The sequence below is a fragment of the Brevundimonas sp. GW822-FHT03E11 genome (assembly GCF_058801445.1).
Genome location: NZ_JBXANG010000004.1, coordinates 378,897 through 401,348, shown reverse-complemented (window position 1 = coordinate 401,348; position 22,452 = coordinate 378,897). Strand labels below are relative to the sequence as shown.

Annotated in this window: 21 protein-coding genes and 2 tRNA genes; 17 read left to right on the top strand and 6 right to left on the bottom strand. The window is 67.5% G+C overall.

Annotated features, from left to right (window positions below; all coding sequences use genetic code 11):
• Positions 1–62: 62 nt before the first annotated feature.
• Positions 63–137 (bottom strand) — tRNA-Asn (locus AC1RKE_RS09600).
• 62 nt (positions 138–199) lie between these two features.
• On the opposite strand from AC1RKE_RS09600, the gene AC1RKE_RS09595 reads away from it, so the two are divergent.
• Both AC1RKE_RS09595 and AC1RKE_RS09590 read left to right on the top strand, forming a co-directional pair.
• The gene (locus AC1RKE_RS09595; RefSeq protein ID WP_054765831.1) at positions 200–1,024 is read left to right on the top strand and encodes a TrmH family RNA methyltransferase; all 825 of its coding nucleotides are present in this window, start codon (positions 200–202) and stop codon (positions 1,022–1,024) included.
• Between the two features lie 17 nt (positions 1,025–1,041).
• Positions 1,042–1,203 carry a hypothetical protein gene (locus tag AC1RKE_RS09590; RefSeq protein WP_233455775.1) on the top strand — a complete coding sequence of 54 codons (162 nt, stop codon included), beginning with the start codon at positions 1,042–1,044 and terminating at the stop codon, positions 1,201–1,203.
• 77 nt (positions 1,204–1,280) lie between these two features.
• Here the strand turns inward: AC1RKE_RS09590 and AC1RKE_RS09585 are convergent.
• Positions 1,281–1,354, bottom strand: a tRNA-Cys gene (locus AC1RKE_RS09585).
• A 134-nt stretch (positions 1,355–1,488) separates the two neighbouring features.
• On the opposite strand from AC1RKE_RS09585, the gene AC1RKE_RS09580 reads away from it, so the two are divergent.
• The 5 genes from AC1RKE_RS09580 (at position 1,489) to AC1RKE_RS09560 (ending at position 8,261) form a co-directional block, all read left to right on the top strand.
• Complete coding sequence (locus AC1RKE_RS09580; protein WP_333897582.1) at positions 1,489–2,118, top strand: protein-L-isoaspartate O-methyltransferase family protein; 630 nt, start codon at positions 1,489–1,491, stop codon at positions 2,116–2,118.
• Between the two features lie 136 nt (positions 2,119–2,254).
• Positions 2,255–3,790: a TolC family outer membrane protein gene (locus AC1RKE_RS09575; protein ID WP_054765829.1), complete on the top strand. Its 1,536-nt coding sequence runs from the start codon at positions 2,255–2,257 to the stop codon at positions 3,788–3,790.
• Positions 3,791–3,948: 158 nt separating this feature from the next.
• Positions 3,949–4,572: a DUF2497 domain-containing protein gene (locus tag AC1RKE_RS09570; RefSeq protein ID WP_348683174.1), complete on the top strand. Its 624-nt coding sequence runs from the start codon at positions 3,949–3,951 to the stop codon at positions 4,570–4,572.
• Between the two features lie 103 nt (positions 4,573–4,675).
• Positions 4,676–7,405 (top strand): valine--tRNA ligase, encoded by a 2,730-nt coding sequence (locus tag AC1RKE_RS09565; protein ID WP_348683172.1) that lies wholly within the window; start codon positions 4,676–4,678, stop codon positions 7,403–7,405.
• Between the two features lie 130 nt (positions 7,406–7,535).
• A complete protein-coding gene (locus AC1RKE_RS09560) occupies positions 7,536–8,261 on the top strand; it encodes a TlyA family RNA methyltransferase (RefSeq protein WP_395942091.1) in 726 nt (241 codons plus the stop codon).
• Between the two features lie 189 nt (positions 8,262–8,450).
• On the opposite strand, the gene AC1RKE_RS09555 is transcribed toward AC1RKE_RS09560, so the two are convergent.
• The gene (locus AC1RKE_RS09555) at positions 8,451–9,098 is read right to left on the bottom strand and encodes a YMGG-like glycine zipper-containing protein (protein ID WP_183215448.1); all 648 of its coding nucleotides are present in this window, start codon (positions 9,096–9,098) and stop codon (positions 8,451–8,453) included.
• Positions 9,099–9,303: 205 nt separating this feature from the next.
• Between AC1RKE_RS09555 and AC1RKE_RS09550 the strand changes: the two genes are divergently transcribed.
• Both AC1RKE_RS09550 and AC1RKE_RS09545 read left to right on the top strand, forming a co-directional pair.
• Complete coding sequence (locus tag AC1RKE_RS09550) at positions 9,304–10,548, top strand: class I SAM-dependent RNA methyltransferase (RefSeq protein WP_201462651.1); 1,245 nt, start codon at positions 9,304–9,306, stop codon at positions 10,546–10,548.
• Positions 10,549–10,552: 4 nt separating this feature from the next.
• Complete coding sequence (locus AC1RKE_RS09545; RefSeq protein WP_348685302.1) at positions 10,553–10,942, top strand: hypothetical protein; 390 nt, start codon at positions 10,553–10,555, stop codon at positions 10,940–10,942.
• Positions 10,943–11,145: 203 nt separating this feature from the next.
• On the opposite strand, the gene AC1RKE_RS09540 is transcribed toward AC1RKE_RS09545, so the two are convergent.
• Positions 11,146–12,210 (bottom strand): PA0069 family radical SAM protein, encoded by a 1,065-nt coding sequence (locus AC1RKE_RS09540; protein WP_395942092.1) that lies wholly within the window; start codon positions 12,208–12,210, stop codon positions 11,146–11,148.
• A gap of 199 nt (positions 12,211–12,409) precedes the next feature.
• On the opposite strand from AC1RKE_RS09540, the gene AC1RKE_RS09535 reads away from it, so the two are divergent.
• The 8 genes from AC1RKE_RS09535 (at position 12,410) to gmk (ending at position 20,120) form a co-directional block, all read left to right on the top strand.
• Positions 12,410–13,771, top strand: coding sequence for a cytochrome b/b6 domain-containing protein (locus AC1RKE_RS09535; protein ID WP_348684413.1), 1,362 nt, complete (start codon positions 12,410–12,412; stop codon positions 13,769–13,771).
• A gap of 72 nt (positions 13,772–13,843) precedes the next feature.
• Positions 13,844–14,800 (top strand): ACP S-malonyltransferase, encoded by a 957-nt coding sequence (gene fabD / locus AC1RKE_RS09530; protein WP_152950298.1) that lies wholly within the window; start codon positions 13,844–13,846, stop codon positions 14,798–14,800.
• Between the two features lie 81 nt (positions 14,801–14,881).
• A complete protein-coding gene (gene fabG / locus AC1RKE_RS09525; protein ID WP_152950297.1) occupies positions 14,882–15,622 on the top strand; it encodes a 3-oxoacyl-[acyl-carrier-protein] reductase in 741 nt (246 codons plus the stop codon).
• A 172-nt stretch (positions 15,623–15,794) separates the two neighbouring features.
• Complete coding sequence (locus AC1RKE_RS09520; protein ID WP_008264317.1) at positions 15,795–16,034, top strand: acyl carrier protein; 240 nt, start codon at positions 15,795–15,797, stop codon at positions 16,032–16,034.
• A gap of 149 nt (positions 16,035–16,183) precedes the next feature.
• On the top strand, positions 16,184–17,455 hold the full coding sequence (gene fabF / locus AC1RKE_RS09515) for a beta-ketoacyl-ACP synthase II (protein ID WP_348684414.1): 1,272 nt from the start codon (positions 16,184–16,186) through the stop codon (positions 17,453–17,455).
• A 1-nt stretch (position 17,456) separates the two neighbouring features.
• A complete protein-coding gene (gene mltG / locus AC1RKE_RS09510) occupies positions 17,457–18,608 on the top strand; it encodes an endolytic transglycosylase MltG (RefSeq protein ID WP_395942093.1) in 1,152 nt (383 codons plus the stop codon).
• Positions 18,605–19,489 (top strand): YicC/YloC family endoribonuclease, encoded by an 885-nt coding sequence (locus AC1RKE_RS09505; RefSeq protein ID WP_054765817.1) that lies wholly within the window; start codon positions 18,605–18,607, stop codon positions 19,487–19,489. Before mltG ends, AC1RKE_RS09505 begins: the two co-directional genes overlap by 4 nt.
• Positions 19,479–20,120: a guanylate kinase gene (gene gmk, locus AC1RKE_RS09500; protein WP_152950293.1), complete on the top strand. Its 642-nt coding sequence runs from the start codon at positions 19,479–19,481 to the stop codon at positions 20,118–20,120. The genes AC1RKE_RS09505 and gmk overlap by 11 nt, the downstream gene beginning before the upstream one ends.
• Positions 20,121–20,354: 234 nt before the next feature.
• Here gmk and AC1RKE_RS09495 read toward each other — a convergent pair whose 3' ends face one another.
• Both AC1RKE_RS09495 and rsmA read right to left on the bottom strand, forming a co-directional pair.
• Complete coding sequence (locus tag AC1RKE_RS09495) at positions 20,355–21,485, bottom strand: pyridoxal phosphate-dependent aminotransferase (RefSeq protein ID WP_348684096.1); 1,131 nt, start codon at positions 21,483–21,485, stop codon at positions 20,355–20,357.
• Positions 21,486–21,635: 150 nt separating this feature from the next.
• Positions 21,636–22,445, bottom strand: coding sequence for a 16S rRNA (adenine(1518)-N(6)/adenine(1519)-N(6))-dimethyltransferase RsmA (gene rsmA, locus AC1RKE_RS09490; RefSeq protein ID WP_348684095.1), 810 nt, complete (start codon positions 22,443–22,445; stop codon positions 21,636–21,638).
• Positions 22,446–22,452: the final 7 nt, after the last annotated feature.

Sequence of the window (22,452 nt, the reverse complement as noted above, 5' to 3'; positions counted from 1 at the left end):
GGTGAGCGATCGGATGTGAAGGGAAGGGGGCGCCGCCGATCTCGTTGGCGACTAATCCCGAGTGGCTCCGCGGGTAGGATTCGAACCTACGACCAGCCGATTAACAGTCGGCTGCTCTACCACTGAGCTACCGCGGAACTGCTCGGGAGGCGGGCCTATAGCAGCGGCCGTTCGATTCGTGCAATGGGGAAAATGACGAATGCGCACGATCTCCATCCATGACCCTGACGATCCGAGGATCGCCGGCTTTCGCCACATCCGCGAACGGGACCTGACCGGCCGAGAGGGACTGTTCGTGGCCGAGGGCGAGGTGGTCTTGCGCGTTCTGGCCTCCGCCGCTTCACGCTGCCGTCCACGCGCGATCCTGCTGGCGCAGAAGCGCGTCGAGGCGCTGGCGGACGTGATCGCGATCCTTCCGGCCGACGTTCCCGTCTATGCGGCTTCCCAGGCGGTGCTCGACGGGATCGCGGGCTTCGCCCTGCACCGCGGCATCCTGGCCCTGGGGGAGAAGCCGGCGACGGCTTCCGTCGAGGCCCTGCTGTGCGACGTGCGAGCGGATGATGTGTTCGTCGTGGCCTGCGGCGTCGGCAATCACGACAATATGGGCGGCCTGTTCCGCAATGCGGCCGCCTTTGGCGCGCGGGCGGTTCTTCTGGACGACCTCTGTTGCGACCCCTTCTATCGCAAGGCCATTCGAGTTTCCGTCGGGGCCGTGCTGCGAACCCCATTCGCCGTGGGAACCAGGGCGTCAGCCTTGGTCGAGGCGCTTCGAGCGGCCGGCGTCGAGGTGCTGGCGCTGACGCCCTCGGCGACCGAGCGATTGGCCGACTATCGTCGCAGCGGACCGGTGGCCGTCGTGTTGGGATCGGAAGGGCCGGGCCTGCCCCCAGAGGTGATCGGTCGATGCCGGGCGGTCGGCGTTCCCATGGCGGGCGGCTTTGATTCGCTGAACGTCGCGGCGACCAGCGCCCTGGCTCTGTATCAGATGACATCGAACGGAGATCACCCAGAGTTTAAGCGTTAACCTTCTATTTACCTTGCGTGTCGAACGAAGTTGTGGCGACCATCGGCCTGCTGGGGGGGCTGATCATGAATCTTCTGTACTTTCTGAACAGGAACGCCAGGGTCGCTCTGGCTATCGCCTTGGGTGTCGCCGCCTTGGGCGCGGCCGGTGCGATCGGGTGGATCACCGCACCGGTCTGATTCGGATCGGCGGCTGAGACAGAAGGGGCGCGAACCGTGCGGTTCGCGCCCCTTTTCAGTGCAGCGTCTCTTCGCGATGGAGGCCTGACCGGGAATCGAACCCGGGTGCAAGGATTTGCAGTCCTCTGCGTCACCACTCCGCCATCAGGCCGCTCTGATCCCCGATCACTCGGGGGCGGTCATCGCGAGGGGCGTTCGCTATCAGATCGGATTGTCCGCTGCAACGCACGGAACTATAAGCACGCGATAATTCCTCTCCCCCTCCCGTTTGAAGGCTGACCACAGATGGATTTCACTGCCGAGCGCAAGGCCATGGTCGATTCCCAGGTTCGCGTGAACGATGTCACCAGCCATGAGATCCACAAGGCGATGATGGCGGTGCCGCGCGAGAACTATTGCGCGCCAGACCGGATCTTCGCCGCCTATTCGGATGCTGAGGTCGAGATCGCGGCCGACCGTCGATTGATGCCGGCGCGGGATTTGTCGAAACTGCTTCAGGCCGCCGACGCCCGCGAGGGCGAAAAGGCCCTGGCCATAGCGGCGCCCTATGCTGCGGCGGTGCTGGCCCGCATGGGCTTGACGGTGACGGCTCAGGAAGCCGAACAGGCGGTGTTCGACGTTGTCGGGGCGGCTTTGGAGGCGGAAGGCGTCGCGACGGCCCTGGCCCCGCTGAGCCGACCGGTCGGCGAGGGCTGGGATCTGATCGTCTGCGAAGGCGGCGTCGCCGCCGTGCCGGACGCCTGGGGCGCCGCCCTGCGGATCGGCGGTCGGATGGTTCTGGTCGAGCGTCGTGGCGCTATCGGCAAGGCGGCCCTCTACACCAAGGGCCGAGAAGGGCTGTCTCGCCGCGAACTGTTCGATTCGTCGCCGGCCCTCCTGGCGGAACTGACGCCGGCGCCCAGTTTCGCCCTGTGAAACCGACGGTAAGCCCGGGTGCAGCCTGGACTTGGCGGTGAGCGTGAAAAAAACTTAACTGGCGTGGAACGGGCGGAAGCCGCAGTTACGCTGAAGAACATCGGACGCTCGCGGGGGCGTCAGGCAAGGACGGACAATGTTGAAACGCTCGCGTACCCTGGCTTCGGCCGCTGTGGTTGCTCTCGTGACCGGACTGGGCGCGCCCGCCTGGGCTGAAACCCTCCAGGATGCGATCGCCCTGGCCTATCGCACCAATCCGAACCTGCTGGCGCAACGCGCCAACCAGCGGGCTTTGGACGAGACGGTCGTTCAGGCGCGGTCGGGCCTGCGGCCGACGCTCAGCGGTTCGGTGGGGGCCAGCTACACCCGCAACGACTTCCCGACCGTGACCCAGTTCGTCGACACCAACAATGACGGCGTGCCCGACACCCAGGTCTCCAGCTCCTCGAGCGAGAGCGACGGCGCCACGGCTGGGGTCAGCCTGTCCCAGAACATCTGGACGGCGGGACGCAGCGCCCTGGCGATCGACCAGGCCCGCGCCGGGGTGTTGGCGGGCCGGGAGACCCTGCGCGGTACCGAACAGTCGGTCATGCTGGCGGTGATCCAGGCCTATGTGAACGTCACCCGCGACATGGAGATCCTGCGTATTCGCGAGGAGAATCTGTCGGTTCTTCAGCGCCAGCTGGAAGAGACCAGCGCACGGTTCGAGGTGGGGGAGATCACCCGCACCGACGTGGCCCAGGCCGAAGCCTCCCTGGCTCAGTCGCAGGCCGACCTGGCCAGCGCGCGGGCGCAACTGTCGACCTCGCGCGCCGCTTATGCCGCCGTGGTGGGCCAGTCGCCGACCGACCTGGAGGCCGCCCCCGTCCTGCCGACGATTCCGGCCGATTTCGACGCCGCCATGGAGGTGGCCCTGGCGCGCAACCCCGGTCTTCTGGCGGCGCAATACCGGCTTCAGCAGGCCGAGGCGGCGGTGGCGGCGGCGCGCGCCGAATATCTGCCTTCCATTCGCGCGACAGCCTCCTACGGCGGTACGGCGACCGACCTCAGCAATCTGGATGAGCTGGCGGATCGCCGCAGCTTTACGGCCGGCGCTACCCTGTCGGTGCCGCTGTTCACCGGCGGCCTGAACCGTTCGCGGGTCGCCCAGTCTCTGGAACAGGCCAACGCCGCCCAGATCGCCATCGAGGCCGAACGGCGCACCATCCTGCAGAACGTCAGTTCCGCCTACGCCCAGGTTCTGTCCACACGGGCGAACGTCACCGCGGGGAACGAGGCGGTTCGCGCCGCCTCCGTCGCCGCCGAGGGCGTGCGGCAGGAGGCCCAGGTGGGCCTTCGCACCACTCTGGACGTGCTGAACCAGGAAGTGGCTCTGCGCTCGGCCCAGACCGCCCTGGCCAGTGCCCGCGCCGCCGAATATGTCGCCCGCGCCTCGCTGCTGTCGGCCATGGGACAGTTGGAAGGGCCTGCCTTGAACCCGACGCTGGAAGCCTATGACGCCAAGGCCAACTACGACCGCGTGCGCAATCGCGGGGCCTTGCCCTGGGACGGCGTGATCGAGGCGCTGGACCGGGTGGCCTCGCCGCCCGTCGTGGACGCTGACGATGCGCCCGACGCCCCGATCGACGCCCAGCTGAAAAGCGAAGTTGTCGAGACGGCGCCGCAGAATTGAGCCTCTGATCAGCCTTCAAGCCTAAAACGCCCGTTGATTCCGGCGGGCGTTGGTGCGACGACAAACGGGCGGCCGGGGGGATCAGCAGTCTTTTCGGGGCGTGTCGCGACGTCTGGCGTCGTGTCTCAGTTTGTTCCAGGTCTCTCCAAGGTTTAGCCATGACCGATCAGCCCGCGCAGGAACCGACCATGGAGGAGATCCTGGCGTCTATTCGCCGGATCATCTCCGAAGACGAGGCGCCGGCGGAAACCCCCGCTGCTGCGGCGGCGGAGCCGCAAGCCGCCCCCGAACCGGAACCCCAGCCGGAGCCTGAGCCGGAACCGGCCGAGACCATCTTCGCCGCCCAGCCGGAGCCGGTCGCCGAGGCCGAGCCCCAGCCAGCGGCTGCGGAAGAAGACGTTCTCGAGCTGACCGAGCTTTATGAAGCGCCGCCTGCCGCAGAGAGCATCGGCGATCTGGATGTGGTCGAAGCCGTTGAAGAGGCCCCTGCCGCGACGGAGCCGGCGCCTGCGGCGTCCAGCGGCTATGACGCCCTGGTCGGCGAAAGCGCCGCCGCCAGCGCCGCCTCGGCCTTTGCGGGCTTGGCGGCCAGCTTCAAGAAGCCGGAGGCCGCGCCTGCGCCGGCGGGAGGCGACATGAGCTTCGTCAGCGGCAATACGGTCGAGGCCATAGTGGCGGAAATGCTGCGTCCGCTGCTCAAGAACTGGCTGGACAACAATCTGCCGGGGATCGTCCAGGCGGCGGTACAGAGGGAAGTCGAACGCATCGCGCGCAGCGCCTAGCCCTTCGCTTCACCTCAGACTATCGAGGGGCGGCTCCTGAAGGGGCCGCCCTTTGTCATTCAAGGCCGCGCCCTGGCCGCACGACAACGATCAAAGAAGACCCATGCTCGAGAAGACCTTCGAACCCCAGGCCGCCGAACCCCGCCTGTACGCCCAGTGGGAAGAGAGCGGCCTGTTCGCGCCCCGCACGGAAGGGGCCGAGGGCGCCTATTCGATCGTCATTCCGCCGCCGAATGTGACGGGCAGCCTGCACATCGGCCATGCGCTGAACAATACGCTCCAGGACATCCTGGCCCGCTATCACCGGATGAAGGGCAAGGCGGTGCTGTGGCTGCCGGGTACGGACCACGCCGGTATCGCGACCCAGATGGTGGTCGAGCGTCAGCTGGCCGCCGCCGGAAACGTCGGGCGGCGCGACATGGGCCGCGACGCCTTCATCGACAAGGTCTGGGAATGGAAGGCTGAGAGCGGCGGGACCATCGTGCGCCAGCTGCGCCGCCTGGGCGCGTCCTGCGACTGGTCGCGCGAGCGGTTTACCCTGGACGAGGGGCTGAACGCGGCCGTGCGCAAGGTCTTCGTGCAACTGCACAAGGAGGGCCTGATCTATCGCGACAAGCGGCTGGTGAACTGGGATCCGCATTTCCAGACCGCCATCTCGGACCTGGAGGTCGAGCAGCGCGAGGTGGACGGCGCCTATTGGCATTTCGCCTATCCGCTGGCGGACGGCATGACCTATGAACACCCCGTCGCCTTTGACGAGGACGGCAAGGCGACGGAATGGGAGACGCGCGACTTCATCGTCGTGGCGACGACCCGGCCCGAGACGATGCTGGGCGACACTGGCGTGGCCGTTCATCCGGAGGATGAGCGGTACAAGGGGCTGGTCGGCAAGTTCGTGACCCTGCCGATCACCGGACGCCGTATTCCGATTGTGGCCGATGAGTATGCTGACCCGACCAAGGGCTCGGGCGCGGTCAAGATCACCCCGGCGCATGATTTCAACGACTTCGGCGTCGGCAAGCGCGCCGGCCTGCCGGCCCTGAACGTCATGGACGCCTTCGCCCGGATCGTCGCCGACGACGTGCCGGAAATCCCGGCCGAATACGTCGGCATGGACCGCTTCGCCGCGCGCAAGGCCATCGTGGCTCGCGCCGAGGAAGAGGGCTGGCTGCGCGAGATCGAGAAGACCAAGCATGTGGTGCCGCACGGCGACCGTTCCGGCGTGGTCATCGAGCCCTGGCTGACGGACCAGTGGTACGTCGACGCCAAGGTCCTGGCCCAGCCCGCGCTGAAGGCGGTGGAGCAGGGCGAGACGGTGTTCGAGCCGAAGTCGTACGAGAAGATTTATTTCGAATGGCTGAGGAACATCGAGCCCTGGTGCATCAGCCGCCAGCTATGGTGGGGCCACCGGATCCCGGCCTGGTACGGTCCGAACGGCGAGATCTATGTCGCCGAGACGGAAGAAGACGCCCGCGAACTGGCGATGGCGGACTATGATTCCGAGGTCGCCCTGACCCAGGACGAGGACGTGCTGGACACCTGGTTCTCCTCGGCCCTGTGGCCGTTCTCGACCATGGGCTGGCCCGAGAAGACCGAGGATCTGGAGCGGTTCTATCCGACCAGCGATCTGGTCACGGCGGCGGACATCATCTTCTTCTGGGTCGCCCGGATGATGATGATGGGCCTGCACTTCATGGACGAGGTCCCGTTCAAGCGGGTCATCATCAACGGCCTGGTCCGCGACGAGAAGGGCCAGAAGATGTCAAAGTCCAAGGGGAACGTCATCGACCCCCTGGGCATCATCGATGAGCTGGGCGCCGATCCCTTGCGCTTCACCATGGCCATCCTGTCTGGCACGCGCGACATCAAGCTGTCGAAGCAGCGGATCGAGGGATACCGCAACTTCGGCACCAAGCTGTGGAACGCGGCCCGGTTCAGCCAGATGAACGGCTGCGCCCGCGTCGAGGGCTTCGATCCCGCGACCGTCGAACAGACGATCAACCGCTGGATCCGGGGCGAACTGACCAAGGCCGAGCGGGCCGTGTCGGAGGCCATCGAGGGCGGGCGGTTCGACGATGCGGCCGGGGCGTTGTACCGGTTCGTCTGGAACGTCTTCTGCGACTGGTATCTGGAACTGGCCAAGCCGGTCTTCCAAGGCGCGGATGAGGCCGCCAAGGCTGAGACGCGAGCCATGACGGCCTGGACCCTGGACCAGACGCTGAAACTGCTGCACCCGGTCATGCCCTTCATCACCGAGGAGCTGTGGGCCGAGCTGGGCAAGGAGGGGCCGGCGCGCGAGACCCTGCTGATCGGCGCCGAATGGCCGGTGCTGCCGGACGGCTTCATCGAAGCCTCGGCCGAGGCCGAGATCGGCTGGCTGGTCGATCTGGTCGGCGAAATCCGGGGGCTGCGGGCCGAGATGAATGTGCCGCCGTCGGCCAAGCCGCCGCTAGCCTTCGTCGCGCCGGACGCCGCCACGGCCGAGCGGATCGCACGCCATCGCGACCTGATCCTGACTCTCGGCCGAGTGTCCGAGGTCGGTTCGGCGGACGCCGCGCCGACGGGGGCCGTGACCTTCGTCTCGGGTGGATCGACGGCGGCCCTGTCGCTGGCGGGGATCATCGACCTGACCGCCGAACGGGCGCGGTTGGAAAAGGAGATCGCCGTCTTTGACGCCGATATCGGCCATGTGAACAAGAAGCTGGGCAATCCCAACTTCGTGTCGCGCGCCGCGCCCGAAGTGGTCGAGGAGCAGCGCATGAAGCTGGCTGAGGCGGAAGCCGGCAAGGTCAAGCTGCAGGCGGCGCTGGCACGGCTCAGCGAGATCGGATGACCCAATCCTCCCCCACGGGGGAGGGGGACCGCAAAGCGGTGGAGGGGGCTCGATCCAAGGCTGGTGTCCGGGGCAGGGCCCCTCCACCACGCTGCGCGCGGTCCCCCTCCCCCGATGGGGGAGGATTTAGATGCGCATCGACCAACTGCTCGTCGCACGGGGACTGTTTGACACCCGTTCCCGCGCCCGCGCCGCCATTGAGGCGGGGCGGGTGAAGGCGGATGGGCGCGTCGTGGCCAAGCCCTCGGAGCAGATCGCCGAGGAGGCCGAAATCGAGGCGGAACCGGCCCACCGCTGGGTCGGGCGCGGGGCGCTGAAGCTGGATCACGCCTTGACTGTCTGGCCTGTGGCGATCGAGGGGCGGGTGGTGCTGGACGTCGGCGCCTCGACCGGCGGCTTCACCGAGGTCTGCCTGGAGCGCGGGGCGGCCAAGGTGTTCGCGGTCGATGTCGGGTTTGGGCAGATGCACGACCGGGTGGCGGCCGATCCGCGCGTGGTCAATCTGGAGCGGACGGACGCGCGCGATCTGACGCGCGACCTGATTCCGGAGGCGCCGTCTGTGATCGTGTGCGACGCCAGCTTCATCAGCCTGAGCAAGGTGCTGCCCGCTGCCCTGGATCTTGCGGCGCCCGGCGCGGATCTGGTCACCCTGGTCAAGCCGCAGTTCGAGGCGGACGGTCCCGGCGCCGGCAAGAAGGGCGTGGTCAAGGACCCCGCCGCCCACGCCGCCGCCGTCGAGCGCGTGCGGGAGTGGCTGGAGGCGAAGGGCTGGGCCGTGCAGGCGACGACCGAAAGCCCCATCACCGGCGGAGACGGCAATGTCGAGTTCCTGCTGTGGGCCAAGCAGCCAGGCTAAACAGCCCTAAGCCGCGCGAAGCGCGGCAGCCCTCCCAGCGCCGGGCTCAAACAGGCCGAAGGCCGGTAGCCCACCCAAAAAGGGCTCAAGTAGGCCGAAGGCCGGTAGCCCCTCACAAATGAGAAACCGCCGGAGGACTGATCCTCCGGCGGCTCCCGTCACGTCGTCGATTTGACAGGGGGGCTGAAATTAATCGACGACGCGATAGCGGCCGTACTGGTCGGGGCAGGTGCGGACATAGCGGGTGTCCGTGCGACCGTCCGGCAGACGGATGCGGCTTTCCGCCAAGCGGCATCGGTCGGAGTTCTGATAGGAATCGATCGGGCGCGAGCGGTAATCATCGTACCGGTCGTCGGCGTAGTCGTCGCGGCGGTCGTCGTAGCGATAGCCGTTATCGCCCGTATAGCGATCGTCGTAATAGCCGTAACTCGGCTGGCTGTAGCCGCCGCCGTAGTAGCCGTTGGAGGCGTAGCCGGCTTGATAGCTGCGGCAGGCGTCCGAGCTGGAGCGGCCGACTTGCGAGCCGATGACGGCGCCCACGACCCCGCCCAGAATACTGCCTTCGGTGCGGCGTCCGCGCGCGGCCAGCTGAGAGCCGATGACGGCGCCCGCGCCGCCGCCGATCACGGCGCCGGCGCCGGTGCGTCCTTCTCGCTCGCGGGCGCAGGGATCGTAGGTCTGCCGACCATAGCGGCCGTAGTCATAGGCGGGGGCGTAGGCGCCGGTTCCGTAGTTGCGGCTGTAGCTGTAGGCTTGAGCCGAGGCGGAGACCGGGGCGGCCAAGGCGCCGATCGTAAGGGCCGCAACTGCGGCGAGTGACGTGTTGGAAAGGCGCATCTTCAACCCCTTATGGTCGGACGTTCAGTGACGGGCGCTGAACGGCTGGACCGGCTGTCTGTTGCATGCAGGTTTAGGACCGCGAAGCTGAACGGCTTTTGAGCGGGCTGTTCATCTTCGTTCATGTTTCGTGGGCCTATCGCGCTCAGCGCTGCTTGAGGCGGTGGCTTGGCGCGGGGGAGCGTCGGGGCTAGAAAGCCCGGCGATGCAGACCTTTACCATCAGCCGCGTCGGCGGGCAGGGCGACGGCGTCGCCGAGACGCCGCAGGGGCCGGTCTTCGCGGGCCTGACCCTGCCTGGGGAGACGGTGCGGGGGGAAGTCGTCGACGGGCGGCTGGAGCAGGTCGAGATCGTGACCCCCAGCCCAGACCGGATCGCGCCGGTGTCGCCCCAGTACGGCGACTGCGGCGGTTGCTCGCTGCAACACTGGGCGGACAGACCCTATCTGGAGTGGAAGCGCGAACAGGTGCGGCTGGCCCTGGCGCGCGAGAAGATCGAGACCGAGGTCGAGGCGACGGTGGCGAGTCCCACCGGAACGCGCCGACGGGTGGCTCTACACGCGCGCCGAACCCAGGACGGCCGGGTGGTGCTGGGCTTCAAGGCGCGGCGGTCGTGGCGGCTGGTCGAGGTGCGGGAATGCCCGGTGGCCGATTCCCGGATCATCCGCGCCATCCCGGCCCTGACCGAGGTGGCGGCGGCCTTTCTGGAGCATCCCAAGTCGGCGCCGACCCTGCACGTGACCTGGACCCTGTCGGGGCTGGACGTGGATGTGACGGGGGTGGAGCGACGCTCGGGCGGGGGGCTGTCGGCCGACGCCCAGATGCGGGCCATAGAGGCGGCGCGGCGGGCCGATCTGGCGCGGCTGAGCCTCGCGGGCGAGACCCTGATGATGGCGCGTCAACCCTTGATCGGCTTCGGCCCCGCCACCGTGCCCCTGCCGGCGGGGGGCTTTCTGCAGGCCGTGCCCCAGGCCGAGGCGGCCATGGTTGAGCGGGCCGTGGCGGCGGTGAAGGGCGCCAAAAAGATCGCCGATCTGTTCTGCGGGGCCGGGACCTTCACCTTCCCGCTGGCGACGGTGGCGCCGGTGATCGCGGCCGATGCGTCCAAGGCGGGGATCGCGGCCCTGAAGGCGGGCGCAGGCTCGGCCAAGGGGATGAAGGCGATCACGGCGGAGGCGCGCGACCTGTTCCGGCGGCCCCTGACCCCCTATGATCTGAAAGGGTGCGAGGCCATCGTGTTCGACCCGCCGCGCGCGGGCGCCATCGACCAGACGGCCCAGATCGCCGGGACCAAGGCCGCCGTCGTGGTCGGGGTGTCGTGCAATCCCCAAACCTTTGCGCGGGACGCGCGGGTGCTGATTGACGCCGGGTTCCGGCTGGAGCGGGTCACGCCGGTGGACCAGTTCCTGTGGTCGGCCCATGTCGAACTTGTCAGTGTTTTCAAGCGGTAGCCCCATGGATGACGAGCTGGAAGATGGCGGCGGGTTTGACGCCGACGACTGGAGCCGGTTAACGCCCTTCGTCGGGGTAGTGGCGACCCTGGACGACGTCCAAGCGCGCCGGGCCGTCTTCGCTTTGGGCGAGACCGACGACCCGCGCCCCATCGCCATGGACCTGCCCCAGCCGGTGATCTGGTGGGAGGAGGACGGCGAACAGGCGGCCGTCGCCGTCCAGGCCGAGAGCCATCTGGGGCCGGACGGCGAGGCGATGGAGATCCTGGGCCTCATCCTGCCGGACGGGGAGGGGGCGGTGGCCCTGATGGAGGATGTCGATCTGGTCGACGAGACGGACCCGACTTGGCGCGATCTGGTGACACGGGCCGTCGATCCGTCGGCGGCGGACTAGGCCTGATCGTTCAAGAAAAATGAGTGCACTTTAGTGCACATTTTGGCGGGAGCTCCCCGAGGCGCTGAATTGTCGAAGACCTGTTCACGACCTTACCACGCCAGTGGAAAGCGCCGGGTTCAGGGTGGTTTGACGCTCTCAACAGGCTGAAAAGGCGGGCGTCTTCCGTCAAGATTACGAGCGTCGGCCAAGCGTCGCATGATTCAGCCGAACAGCTCCAACTGTGGCCGGGCGTCGGCGGGGATGCGGAACTGGGTTTCGTCGAGCGGTCGCAGCGGCGCATCCAGGCCGTAGCGTTTGACGGCGGCTTTGAAGCGGGCGCCGATCAGTTCGGCGACGGGGCCGGTTCCCTTCATCCGCTGGGACCAGTCGGCGTCATAATCCCTGCCCCCGCGCGTCTGGCGGATCAGGGACATGACGCGGGCGGCGCGGTCCGGGCGGGCGTCGGCCAGCCATTCGCGAAACAGATCCTTGATCTCCAGCGGCAGGCGCAGGGTGACATACATGGCCCGGGTCGCTCCGGCCTTGGCCGCCGCCTCGAGCACCGACTCCAACTCGTGGTCGTTCAGGCCGGGAATGACCGGGGCGAAGCCGACCCCGACGGGACAGCCGGCGTCGGCGAGACGACGGATCGCCTCCAGCCGTTTGGCGGGGGTCGAGGCGCGGGGCTCCATGGCGCGGGCCAGACCCCGATCCAGGGTGGTGATGGAGACGAAGGCCGAGGCCAGGCCGGCCTGACCCATGGGCCCCAGGATGTCGGCGTCGCGCGCGATCAGTACCGACTTGGTGATGATGCAGAAGGGGTGGTTGAAACGCCGCATGACCTCCAGGATCGAGCGGGTCGATTTCAGCTCGCGCTCGACCGGCTGATAGGGGTCGGTATTGCCGCCTATGTGGATGCGTTTGCACCGGTATCGGGGGGCGAGGAAGGCCTGTTCCAGCAGACGTGCGCCCTCGGGCTTGAAGAAGATCCGGCTCTCGAAATCCAGGCCCGGGGATAGGCCCATCCAGGCATGGGACGGACGGGCGTAGCAGTAGATACAGCCATGTTCGCAACCTTTGTACGGGTTGATGGAGCGGTCGAAACCGATGTCGGGACTGTCGTTCCGGGCGATGATGGTGCGGGCGTGTTCGGGCGTGAGGGTGGTGCGCAGCGGCGCGGCCTGGGCGTCGTCGGTCGTCCAGCCGTCGTCGAACGACTCATGCTGCTCGGGCTCGTAACGGCCTGTCGCATTCGAACGCGCGCCTCTTCCCTTGGCGGTTTGCATGAAAGGGAAGGTGGATCAAAAAAGAGAACATAGCAAGAACATTTGTTCTCCATCTTCGAGGCTCCGCTCACGATGAGATCTAAACGATACAGTGTCTGTTGCGAAAGCCGCCGTTGCGGGTGTAGACGGCTGTTTTGCTTCATCGCACGGCGATGACCGAGGCGGCGGGGGCTGCTTGCGTCCTAATCCGGAGAGCCCGATGGCCGCCCGCCGCTATTCAGCCGTCGCCGTCGCCCTACACTGGGCGATCGCGCTCTGCATCCTGTCCATGATCCCGATGGGTTGGTGGATGACCGCCGCTATCGAACAGCCGGGGAGCCAGGCCGCAGCCTACCGCGTGTTCCAGCTCCACAAGTCGATCGGCTTTCTGATTCTGGCCCTGACCCTGGTGCGGATCGTCTGGCGACTGACGCATCGGCCGCCGGCCCAGCCTGCGGCGATGAAGCGATGGGAGGTCTTCGCCGCCCATGCGACCCATGCGGCCTTCTACGCCCTGATGCTGGGGCTGCCGCTGACGGGGTGGCTGTATGTTTCGGTCGGTTGGGCCGTGTCGCAGGACCGGGCGCTGGAGGTGGCGACCCGCTGGTTCGGCCTGTTTCCCGTCCCGCACCTGCCGGGGGTGGCCGGACTGGCGACGGAGGCGCGGCGGGCAATGGCCTTTTCGGCCATGGGCGCGCACGCCGCCATGGCCTGGGGCGCGGTCGTCCTGATGATCCTGCACGTCGGGGCGGCGCTGAAACACCAGTTTCTCGACCGCGACAGCGTCCTGGCGCGCATGGTTCCAGGTCTGAGGCCGGGCGGGGAGGATTCCGAGGAAGGCGTGGAGCCGGACGCGCGCGCGGCCTGGGCGGAACGCGGTCTCGGCCTGGCCCTGATCCTCGTCGTGGCGACGGCCGGGGCGATAGCCGCGCAGCCTGCCCCCAGGACTGAACCGACGCCTCGACCTGAAATCGCGCCCGTTCCGGCGCCCGAGCCCGATATCCCGGCCGAACCGACGGACGTCCAGGCGGCGGAGGTCGAAGTCGCCGAACCGGCTGCGGCGGCGGAGGCGTCGCAAAAGGCCGTCGACTGGACCATAGACCGCGAGGCCTCCGAGATCGCCTTCGCCGGGAGCCAGTCGGGCGCCGCCTTAAACGGCCGGTTCGAACGCTGGAGCGGCCAGATCCGGTTCGACCCTGCCGATCTGGCGGGGTCGAAGGCGGTGATCACCGTCCAGACCGGCTCGGCGCGGACAGTGGACTCGACGCAGGAGGCTTCGATCCAGGGGGCTGAATGGTTCGACGTCGGCCAATATCCGACCGCCCGGTTCGAGACGACGGGCTTCCGGTCGCTCGGCGGGGATCGATACCAGGCGACGGGCCGCTTGCGGATCAAGACGACCAGTCTGCGAGTTGTCCTGCCCTTCACCTATCGTGAGGCCGGCGGCGTCGCGACGGTGGAGGGTCGGCTGCAACTGGACCGGACCGCGTTGAACCTGGGCCTGGAATCCGACGCGACCGGCGACTGGGTCTCTAAGATGGTCGATGTCCGGATCAAGGTCAGAGCGCGGCGGGCCGAATAGGCGCCGACTTGCCCTGACGGAAGTCTGGCCTTAGGGGTCCGCGCTCTTGATCAATGATTCAGGGAGCGGTCGATGACCCTCGCACTTCTGTTTCCGGGACAGGGCAGCCAGGCCGTCGGCATGGGCGCGCAACTGGCCGACGCCTTCGCCTCCGCCCGCGACGTCTTCGCCGAGGTGGACGAGGCCCTGGGCCAGAAGCTGTCGGTGCTGATGCGCGAAGGCCCCGAGGATCAGCTGACCCTGACCGAGAACGCCCAGCCGGCCCTGATGGCGGTGTCGGTCGCGGTCATCCGGGCGCTGAAGGTCGAGTTTGATTTCGACGTGGCCAAGGCGGCCTATGTGGCCGGTCACTCTCTGGGCGAATATTCGGCCCTGGCGGCGGCCGGGGCGATCTCGCTGTCGGATACGGCGCGGCTGCTGAAACTGCGCGGCCAGGCCATGCAGCGGGCGGTTCCGGTCGGGCAGGGGGCGATGGCTTCGCTGATCGGGCCCAAGACCGATCTGGCCCTGGCCGAGGCCGCAGCGGCGGCCGGCGCTGAAGTCGGCGTCTGCGTGGTCGCCAATGACAACAACGCCGGCAACATCGTCATCTCGGGCGAGAAGGCGGCTGTGGACCGGGCCATCGAAAAGGCCAAGGAACTGGGGGCGCGGGCGATTCCGCTGAACGTCTCGGCGCCCTTCCACTGCCCGCTGATGCAGCCGGCGGCGGACGAGATGGCGGCGGCCCTGGCCTCGGCGACCATTCTGGCGCCGGCGGTTCCCGTGGTGGCCAATGTGCTGGCGCGGCCGGAGAACGATCCTGAAGTCATCCGGCGCCTGCTGGTCGAGCAGGTGACCGGCCGGGTGCGCTGGCGCGAGAGCATGGAGTGGATGGCGAGCGAAGGGCGGGTGACCCGCTTCGTCGAGGTCGGTTCCGGCAAGGTGCTGACCGGCATGGCCAAGCGGATCGCGCCTGACGCCGAGAGTCTGCCTCTGAACACGCCGGAAGAGCTGGAAGCCTTTGCGAGGGGAGTGACGAGTGGCGAGTGACGAGTGGCGAGACTATCGCCGCCCCACTTTGCTTTTCCTCGTCACTCGCCACTAATCACTCGCCACTTCGGAGAGACATAAATGTTCAATCTTGCAGGCAAGACCGCGCTGGTGACCGGCGCGACGGGCGGGATCGGCGGCGCGGTGGCGCGGGCGCTGCACGCCCAGGGCGCGACCGTGGTGCTGTCGGGCACACGCGAGGCGGTGCTGGCGGATCTGGCCAAAGAACTGGGCGAGCGGGCGCATTTCGCGACGGCGAACCTGTCGGACCCCGAGTCGGTCGATAATCTGGTGAACGCGGCCGAGACGGCGGCGGGCTCAGCCCTGGACATCCTGGTGGCCAACGCCGGCATCACCAAGGACGGCCTCCTGATGCGGATGAAGGACGAGGATTTCCAGTCGGTCATCCAGATCAATCTGGAGAGCTATTTCCGCCTGACCCGCGCGGCGGTGAAGGGGATGATGAAGCGCCGGTCGGGCCGGATCATCGGCGTGACCTCGGTCGTCGGCGTCACCGGCAATCCGGGCCAGACCAATTATTCGGCGTCCAAGGCCGGGATGATCGGCTTTTCCAAGTCGCTGGCGCAGGAGGTCGGATCGCGCGGGATCACAGTCAATTGCATCGCGCCGGGCTTCATCGCCTCGCCCATGACCGACGTGCTGAACGACCAGCAACGCGAGACCATTCTGGGCCGGATTCCGGCGGGCCGGCTGGGCACGGGCGACGAGATCGCGGCCGCCGCCGTCTATCTGTCGTCGGACGAGGCGGCCTATGTCACGGGCCAGACGCTGCACGTGAACGGCGGCATGGCGATGATCTGATCACGATCACGACACGCTACACCCTATTTCCTGCCCGAAAGCCTGTGCTAAAGGGCAGGAACGCATCGGCGGTTCAGGCTTTCGGGCTTGCATCGCCTTCGCTGCCGTGAGACGGCGATTTCTGAAGCTACCCCCGCCTCTACGGCGATTTTAAACAGGCAGAGAGACACTCATGTCCGACACCCTCGAGCGCGTTCGCAAGATCGTCATCGACCACCTGGACGCCGATCCGGACAAGGTCACGGAAAAGGCCAGCTTCATCGACGACCTGGGCGCCGACTCGCTCGACAACGTCGAGCTGGTGATGGCCTTCGAAGAAGAATTCGACATCGAGATCCCGGATGACGCCGCCGAGCACATCCAGACGGTCGGCGATGCGGTCAAGTTCATCGACGAAAAGTCGGCGGGCTGATCCAGCCCCGACTGGCGGCCGACAGGCTGACAGATCACAGGGCCGCCCGGCGCTCCTAGCGGAGACGCCCGGCGGCCTTTACTGTTTCTGACCCACGCGAATCCGCAGTGATTCCCCGGGACAGGATTGGAGTTGAAGGAGCACGCACCATGCGCCGCGTCGTCGTTACGGGCATCGGTCTGCTGACCCCCCTGGGCTGGGGCGTCGACAAGAGCTGGAAGGGCATCGTCGAGGGACGGTCGGGCATCGGTCCGATCACGGCCTTCGACACCGAGGGCTATGGCTGCACCATCGCCGGCGAGGTGCCGAGCGTCGATGGGCGCGGCGGCGGCGGCGAAGGCGACTTCGACCCCGAGAAAATCATGTCCGCCAAGGATCGCAAGCGCGTCGACGACTTCATCCTGTACGCCATAGCGGCGGCGGACGAGGCCCTGCACGACGCCGGTTGGAAGCCCGAGACGGACGAGGACAAGGAGCGGACCGGGGTCATGGTCGGCTCCGGCATCGGCGGCCTGGGTCCCATCGCCGAGACGGCCCTGGTGCTGAAGGAACAGGGGCCGCGCCGCGTCAGCCCCTTCTTCATCCCCAGCGCCCTGATCAATTTGGCCGGCGGGCAGATTTCGATCCGCCACGGACTGAAGGGGCCGAACCATGCGGCGGTGACCGCCTGCGCTACCGGCGCCCACGCCATCGGCGATGCGGCCCGGATGATCGCCCTGGATGACGCCGACGTCATGGTGGCGGGCGGGGCCGAAAGCTCGATCGTGCCGATCGGCATCGCCGGCTTTTTGGCCTGCAAGGCGCTTTGCACCGCCTATAACGATACGCCGGAGAAGGCTTCGCGTCCCTATGACCGCGGCCACGCCGGCTTCGTCATGGGCGAGGGCGCAGGGATCCTGGTGCTGGAGGAGTACGAACACGCCAAGGCGCGCGGCGCCAAGATCTACGCCGAGATCGTCGGCTACGGCATGAGCGGCGACGCCTATCACATCACCGCCCCGTCCGAGGACGGCGAGGGCGGGGCGCGCGCCATGAAGGCGGCGCTGAAGCGGGCGGGCCTGCAACCGTCCGACCTGGACTACGTCAACGCCCACGGCACCTCGACCATGGCTGACTGGATCGAGCTGAAGGCCATCGAAGGCCTGGTCGGAGACCATGCGAAGAACCTGGCCGTCAGTTCGACAAAGTCGATGACGGGCCACCTGCTGGGCGCTGCAGGCGCCATCGAAGCGGCCTTCTGCGTCCTGGCCATCCGGGATCAGGTCGCGCCGCCGACGATCAATCTGGACGATCCGGAGATGGAGACCCCGATCGACCTGGTGCCGAACAAGGCCAAGCCGATGAAGATCGACGTCGCCATGTCCAACAGTTTCGGCTTCGGGGGCACCAACGCCTCGGTGATCTTCAAGAAGGTCGACTGACATGTTCGGACGGGGGCGGGGTGACAGGCGTGTGGAGAAGCAGTCGGGGCTGACGGTCAGTCTGCTGACCGCCTCAGCGACCTTCAGCCTGTTCCTGATCGCCGCCCTCGCCATCGTCTGGGGCGTCTATTATGGGCCGGGCCCGGGCGCACGGCAGGGGGACCGGACGGTCGTGACCCTGGCCAGCGGCTCGGGCGTCTCCGCCATCGCCGCCCAGTTGAAGGCGGCGGGGGTGATCCGTTCGACCGACCTGTTCAAGGCGGCGGCCACCTTCACCGGGGCGGACCGCAAGCTGCGGGCCGGCGAATATGAGGTGCCGTCGGGGACCTCGCTGGCCGGAGTGCTGAACCTGCTGGTCGAGGGGCGGGTGGTGCGCCATTTCGTGACCTTGCCGGAAGGCTGGTCCTCGGCCCAGGCGCTGGACATCCTGGCCAAGGAGCCGGTGCTGACCGGAACCGTCGAGGCGACGCCTGAGGAAGGCAGTCTGTGGCCCGACACCTATGAGGTGTCACGCGGCGACACCCGCCAGTCGGTCATCGACCGGATGCAGCGCGCCGCCAAGGAGAACCTGCGGCTGCTGTGGGCCCGGCGCGGACCGGGAACCGTGGTGCGCAACCCCGAAGAGGCGGTGATCCTGGCCTCCATCGTCGAGAAGGAGACCGGGCTGGCGGCTGAGCGGCCGCGCGTGGCGGCGGTCTTCTCCAATCGACTGCGTCAGGGGATGCGGCTGGAGAGCGATCCGACCATCGTCTACGGCCTGACCCAGGGGCGGCCGCTGGGGCGCGGCATCCGTCGATCCGAGCTGCAGCGCCAGACGCCCTGGAACACCTATCAGATCGACGGCCTGCCGCCGACGCCCATCGCCAATCCGGGCAAGGAGGCGCTGAAGGCCGTGCTGAACCCGCCGGCGGATCCGGCCCTGTTCTTCGTCGCCGACGGATCAGGCGGCCACGTCTTCGCCGTCACCTATGAAGAGCATCTGCGCAATGTGGCGCGCTGGCGTCAGATCGAGCGACAGAAGGCCGGCCTGCCGCCCGAGACGCAGGCGCCGGTCGCGCCTGAGGCCAGCCCTGCGCCCATGACCGATCCGAACGCGGAGGGCGGACAGGCCACCCTCACCCTGCCTGCCGGCGCGACCCAGGGTCTGAGATGAGCCTGATTTCTGGAATGACGGGCTTTGGCCGGGCCGAGGGCGCCGGTGAGGGCTGGACCTGGGCGGTCGAGGTGCGGTCGGTCAATGGGCGCAATCTGGAGGTTCGGTATCGAGGGCCGAACGGATTCGACACCTTGGAGAGGGCTGCGAAGACAGCCGCCCAGGCGCGATTCGTCCGCGGACAGATCTCCGTCGGCGTACAGGCCAAACGAACGGTGGGGGCGGAGGCGGCCGTTACGATCAATGCGCCCTTGCTGGCCCGCTATTTGACCCTGGCCAATGAGTTGGCCGAGGACGGGGCGACGCCGCCGTCCGCCGACGGCCTCCTGGCCCTGCGCGGCGTCATAGAGGCGCCGGAGGAGGTGGAGGATCCGCAGGCGCGCGCCGCGCTGGAGGTCGAGATGGCGCGAACAGTCGAGGCCGCCCTGGACGCCTTGAAGGGCGCGCGAAACGCCGAAGGCGCCCAGCTGGCGCCGCTACTGGCGGACTTCATCGCCCGGATCGAAGGGCTGGTCGCTTCGGCCGAAGGCGAGGCTCAAGCCCAGGTCGCGGCCATCCGCGACCGGTTCAGCCGCCGTATGGCCGAACTGGCGCCGGATGCGCCGGGCCTGGAAGAGCGAATCTTTCTGGAAGCTGCGTCGCTGGCGGCCAAGGCCGACGTGCGCGAGGAACTGGACCGGCTGTCGGCCCATGTCGCTGCGGCGCGCCAGCTGATGACCGCGCCGCCGGCCGGACGGAAACTGGACTTCCTGCTGCAGGAATTCATGCGCGAGGCCAACACCCTCTGCTCGAAATCGGCTACGACGGCGCTCACTGGAATCGGCCTCGAGCTGAAGGCCGTCATCGAACAGTTGCGTGAACAGGTTCAGAATGTCGAATGAACGCTCGCCCCGCCGGGGCGTCCTCCTCATCGTCGCCAGCCCGTCGGGCGCCGGCAAGACGTCGCTGTGCCGCCGGCTGATGGCGGACCACGGGGGGCTGGAACTGTCGGTGTCGATGACGACGCGGGGCATCCGTCCCGGCGAGGTCGACGGTCGCGACTATAATTTCGTGGATCGCGAGCGGTTCCAGAAGCTGATCGACGCCGACGCCTTCCTAGAATGGGCCGATGTCCACGGCAATCTGTACGGCAGCCCACGCGGGCCGGTCGATCGGGCCCTCGCTGAGGGACGTGACGTCCTGTTCGACATCGACTGGCAGGGCGCGCGCGACGTAGCCGAGAAATGCCCGGAGGACGCGGTGCGGGTCTTCATCCTGCCGCCCAGCCTGGAAGAGCTGCGCCGACGACTGGTCACCCGGTCGCAGGACTCGGACGATGTCATTGAGCGCCGCGTCGCCAACGCCAAGGGTGAGATCGAACACTGCGACGCCTTCGACTATGTGATCGTCAACGAGGATTTTGACCGGTCCTACGCCGAGCTGGCGCACATCTATCACGCCGAGCGATCGCGCCGGTTCCGCAATCTGTGGGTGGGGGATTACAAGGCCGCCCTGCTACGCGAGCCTGTCTGAACGAACAACGACACCGCGGCTGGCGGGAGGGGGGAGAGGCCGCCGCAGTGTCGTCTTCGGCTGTGAAGCGGCGACGACATCGCGCCGGCGGGGGCGTCCTACGCGATGTCGTCCTATGCGCTACGCAACTGCACTCCTTTTCCCACAAGGCAGGTTCCAGAGGGTAAATATCGGCCTAGGGGCGATTGCTTAGGTACGACCCACCATGGGCCTGCCGCCTTTTTGCGGATCGGCTCAGCCTGGATTTCGAGCGGCGAACCAGGGCGTGATTCGTTCCAACGCGGCCTTGATCTCTCCTGTCGAGACCGCGAAGCTGAAGCGGATGTAGCGTCTACCATCGACGGGGTCGAAATCCACGCCCGGCGCGGTGGCCACGCCGGTATCGCGCAGCAGTTGTTCGCAGAAGGCCACGCTGTCGCCCGTCAGGTGGCCGATGTCGGCCCAGATGTAGAAGGCGCCGTCAGGCGGCGCGATCTTCCTCAATCCAAGCGCCGGCAGGGCCGCCAGCATCAGCTCGCGATTGCGGGCGTAGGTCTGGATATGGCCCTCAAGCTCTTCGATCGCGTCCATGGCGACCAGGCCCGCGTGCTGGCTGAGGCTGGGCGGGGTCAGGAACATGTTCCCGATATAGGCGCGAGCGGCGTCGATCAGGGCCTCGGGGACCAGCAACCAGCCCAGCCGCCAGCCGGCCATGCTCCAGTATTTGGAGAAGCTGTTGATCACCAGGGCGTCGGGGGCGAACTGCAGCATCGACGGGGTCGGGCCCACGTAGGACAGGCCGTGATAGATTTCGTCCGAAAGGATGGCGATGTTTCGCGCGCGGCAGACCTCGGCGATGGCGGCGAGTTCGGCCTCTGGGATGATGGTCCCGGTCGGATTGGCCGGGCTGGCGATGATGACGCCGGCCGGAGCGGGATCGAGCGCCTCCAGCTGAGCGGCGGTCAGCTGGAAACGGGTCTCGGGACCGCAGGCGATCTCCACCGGCTCCAGATGCAGGGCGCGCAGGCTGTTGCGATAGGCGACATAGCCGGGACGGGCCAGGGCGATGCGCTCGCCCGGCTTGAACCGGACGCTGAGCGCCAGGACCAGGGCGGGCGAGGCCCCGCAGGTCAGCAGGATGTTGGCGGGATCGACCGTTACGCCGTACCGATCCTGGTACAGGCGAGCGATGCGGGCGCGCAGGTCGGGGCTTTCCCAATAGCCCATGGCGTCGGCGTCCAGCACCTGATGCGCGCGGGCGACGGCGGCGGCGGGGGCGCCGGTGGAGGGCTGGCCGAACTCCATATGGATGATCGACCGGCCTTCGGCTTTCAGCTGGTGCGCCAGACGGCTGACGGTGATGGCGCGGAAGGGTTCGACGGTCATAGGAAATCTTTATCCATGCGCTCATCCCGGCGAAAGCCGGGACCCAGCGCTTTCGCATCACCAGCGCGTTGGATGAGCACCTGTGCGCGCCTTACCTAGCTTGCGCCCAAAGATCTGGGTCCCGGCTTTCGCCGGGATGAGCGGATCCTATTAGGCCAGGGCGTCCGCAAGGCGTAGAAAACCCTCAACATCCACCGTCTCAGCCCGCACGTCGGGTTCGATGCCGGCGGCCTCGCACAGGGCGGCGCCGCCCAGCTGTTTCAGGCTGGAGCGGAGCATCTTGCGGCGCTGGCCGAAGGCGGCGGCGGTGATGCGTTCCAGCTTCTTCAGGCGTTCAGGCGACGGGCGCTCGTCCAGCGGGACCAGATGGACCACGGCGGAGGCCACTTTAGGCGGCGGAGTGAAGGCGGCGGCGGGGAGGTGCATGACGATGCGGGCGGTGCAGACGGCCTGGGCGATGACGGCGAGGCGGCCGTAGGCGTCCTCGCCGGGCCCTGCGGCCACCCGCTCGGCGACTTCCTTCTGGAACATCAGGGTCAGGCTGTGGGGCAACCAGGGGCCGGTCAGCCATTTGATCAGCAGGGCGGTGCCGACGTTGTAGGGCAGGTTGGAGACCAGGTGGGCGGGGCCGGAGACCAAGTCCGCCTCCTTCACCTTCAGGGCGTCGGCCTCAACGATGGTCAGCCGGCCCGAGCCGTCGTCCAGTTCTGACAGCAGGGGAATGAAGCGCGGGTCCTTCTCGACGAGGACCACGGGGCCGGCGTCGGAGTCCACCAGGGCGCGGGTCAGGCCGCCGGGGCCGGGGCCGACCTCGATCACGGCGCGGCCCTCGAACGGGCCGGCCAGGCGGACGATCTTGCGCGTCACATTGAGATCCAGCAGGAAATGCTGGCCGAAGCTCTTCTTCGCCGACAGGCCGTGGGCGTCGAGGGTTTCGCGGAGGGAGGGAAGGTCGGTCACACGCCCT

What these genes read in the sequence shown, in the direction of transcription:
- AC1RKE_RS09595 (WP_054765831.1), top strand. Translation starts at nt 200, where the DNA reads ATGCGCACGATCTCCATCCATGACCCTGACGATCCGAGGATCGCCGGC.
- AC1RKE_RS09580 (WP_333897582.1), top strand. Translation starts at nt 1,489, where the DNA reads ATGGATTTCACTGCCGAGCGCAAGGCCATGGTCGATTCCCAGGTTCGC.
- AC1RKE_RS09575 (WP_054765829.1), top strand. Translation starts at nt 2,255, where the DNA reads ATGTTGAAACGCTCGCGTACCCTGGCTTCGGCCGCTGTGGTTGCTCTC.
- AC1RKE_RS09570 (WP_348683174.1), top strand. Translation starts at nt 3,949, where the DNA reads ATGACCGATCAGCCCGCGCAGGAACCGACCATGGAGGAGATCCTGGCG.
- AC1RKE_RS09565 (WP_348683172.1), top strand. Translation starts at nt 4,676, where the DNA reads ATGCTCGAGAAGACCTTCGAACCCCAGGCCGCCGAACCCCGCCTGTAC.
- AC1RKE_RS09560 (WP_395942091.1), top strand. Translation starts at nt 7,536, where the DNA reads ATGCGCATCGACCAACTGCTCGTCGCACGGGGACTGTTTGACACCCGT.
- AC1RKE_RS09555 (WP_183215448.1), bottom strand. Translation starts at nt 9,098, where the DNA reads ATGCGCCTTTCCAACACGTCACTCGCCGCAGTTGCGGCCCTTACGATC.
- AC1RKE_RS09550 (WP_201462651.1), top strand. Translation starts at nt 9,304, where the DNA reads ATGCAGACCTTTACCATCAGCCGCGTCGGCGGGCAGGGCGACGGCGTC.
- AC1RKE_RS09545 (WP_348685302.1), top strand. Translation starts at nt 10,553, where the DNA reads ATGGATGACGAGCTGGAAGATGGCGGCGGGTTTGACGCCGACGACTGG.
- AC1RKE_RS09540 (WP_395942092.1), bottom strand. Translation starts at nt 12,210, where the DNA reads ATGCAAACCGCCAAGGGAAGAGGCGCGCGTTCGAATGCGACAGGCCGT.
- AC1RKE_RS09535 (WP_348684413.1), top strand. Translation starts at nt 12,410, where the DNA reads ATGGCCGCCCGCCGCTATTCAGCCGTCGCCGTCGCCCTACACTGGGCG.
- fabD (WP_152950298.1), top strand. Translation starts at nt 13,844, where the DNA reads ATGACCCTCGCACTTCTGTTTCCGGGACAGGGCAGCCAGGCCGTCGGC.
- fabG (WP_152950297.1), top strand. Translation starts at nt 14,882, where the DNA reads ATGTTCAATCTTGCAGGCAAGACCGCGCTGGTGACCGGCGCGACGGGC.
- AC1RKE_RS09520 (WP_008264317.1), top strand. Translation starts at nt 15,795, where the DNA reads ATGTCCGACACCCTCGAGCGCGTTCGCAAGATCGTCATCGACCACCTG.
- fabF (WP_348684414.1), top strand. Translation starts at nt 16,184, where the DNA reads ATGCGCCGCGTCGTCGTTACGGGCATCGGTCTGCTGACCCCCCTGGGC.
- mltG (WP_395942093.1), top strand. Translation starts at nt 17,457, where the DNA reads ATGTTCGGACGGGGGCGGGGTGACAGGCGTGTGGAGAAGCAGTCGGGG.
- AC1RKE_RS09505 (WP_054765817.1), top strand. Translation starts at nt 18,605, where the DNA reads ATGAGCCTGATTTCTGGAATGACGGGCTTTGGCCGGGCCGAGGGCGCC.
- gmk (WP_152950293.1), top strand. Translation starts at nt 19,479, where the DNA reads ATGTCGAATGAACGCTCGCCCCGCCGGGGCGTCCTCCTCATCGTCGCC.
- AC1RKE_RS09495 (WP_348684096.1), bottom strand. Translation starts at nt 21,485, where the DNA reads ATGACCGTCGAACCCTTCCGCGCCATCACCGTCAGCCGTCTGGCGCAC.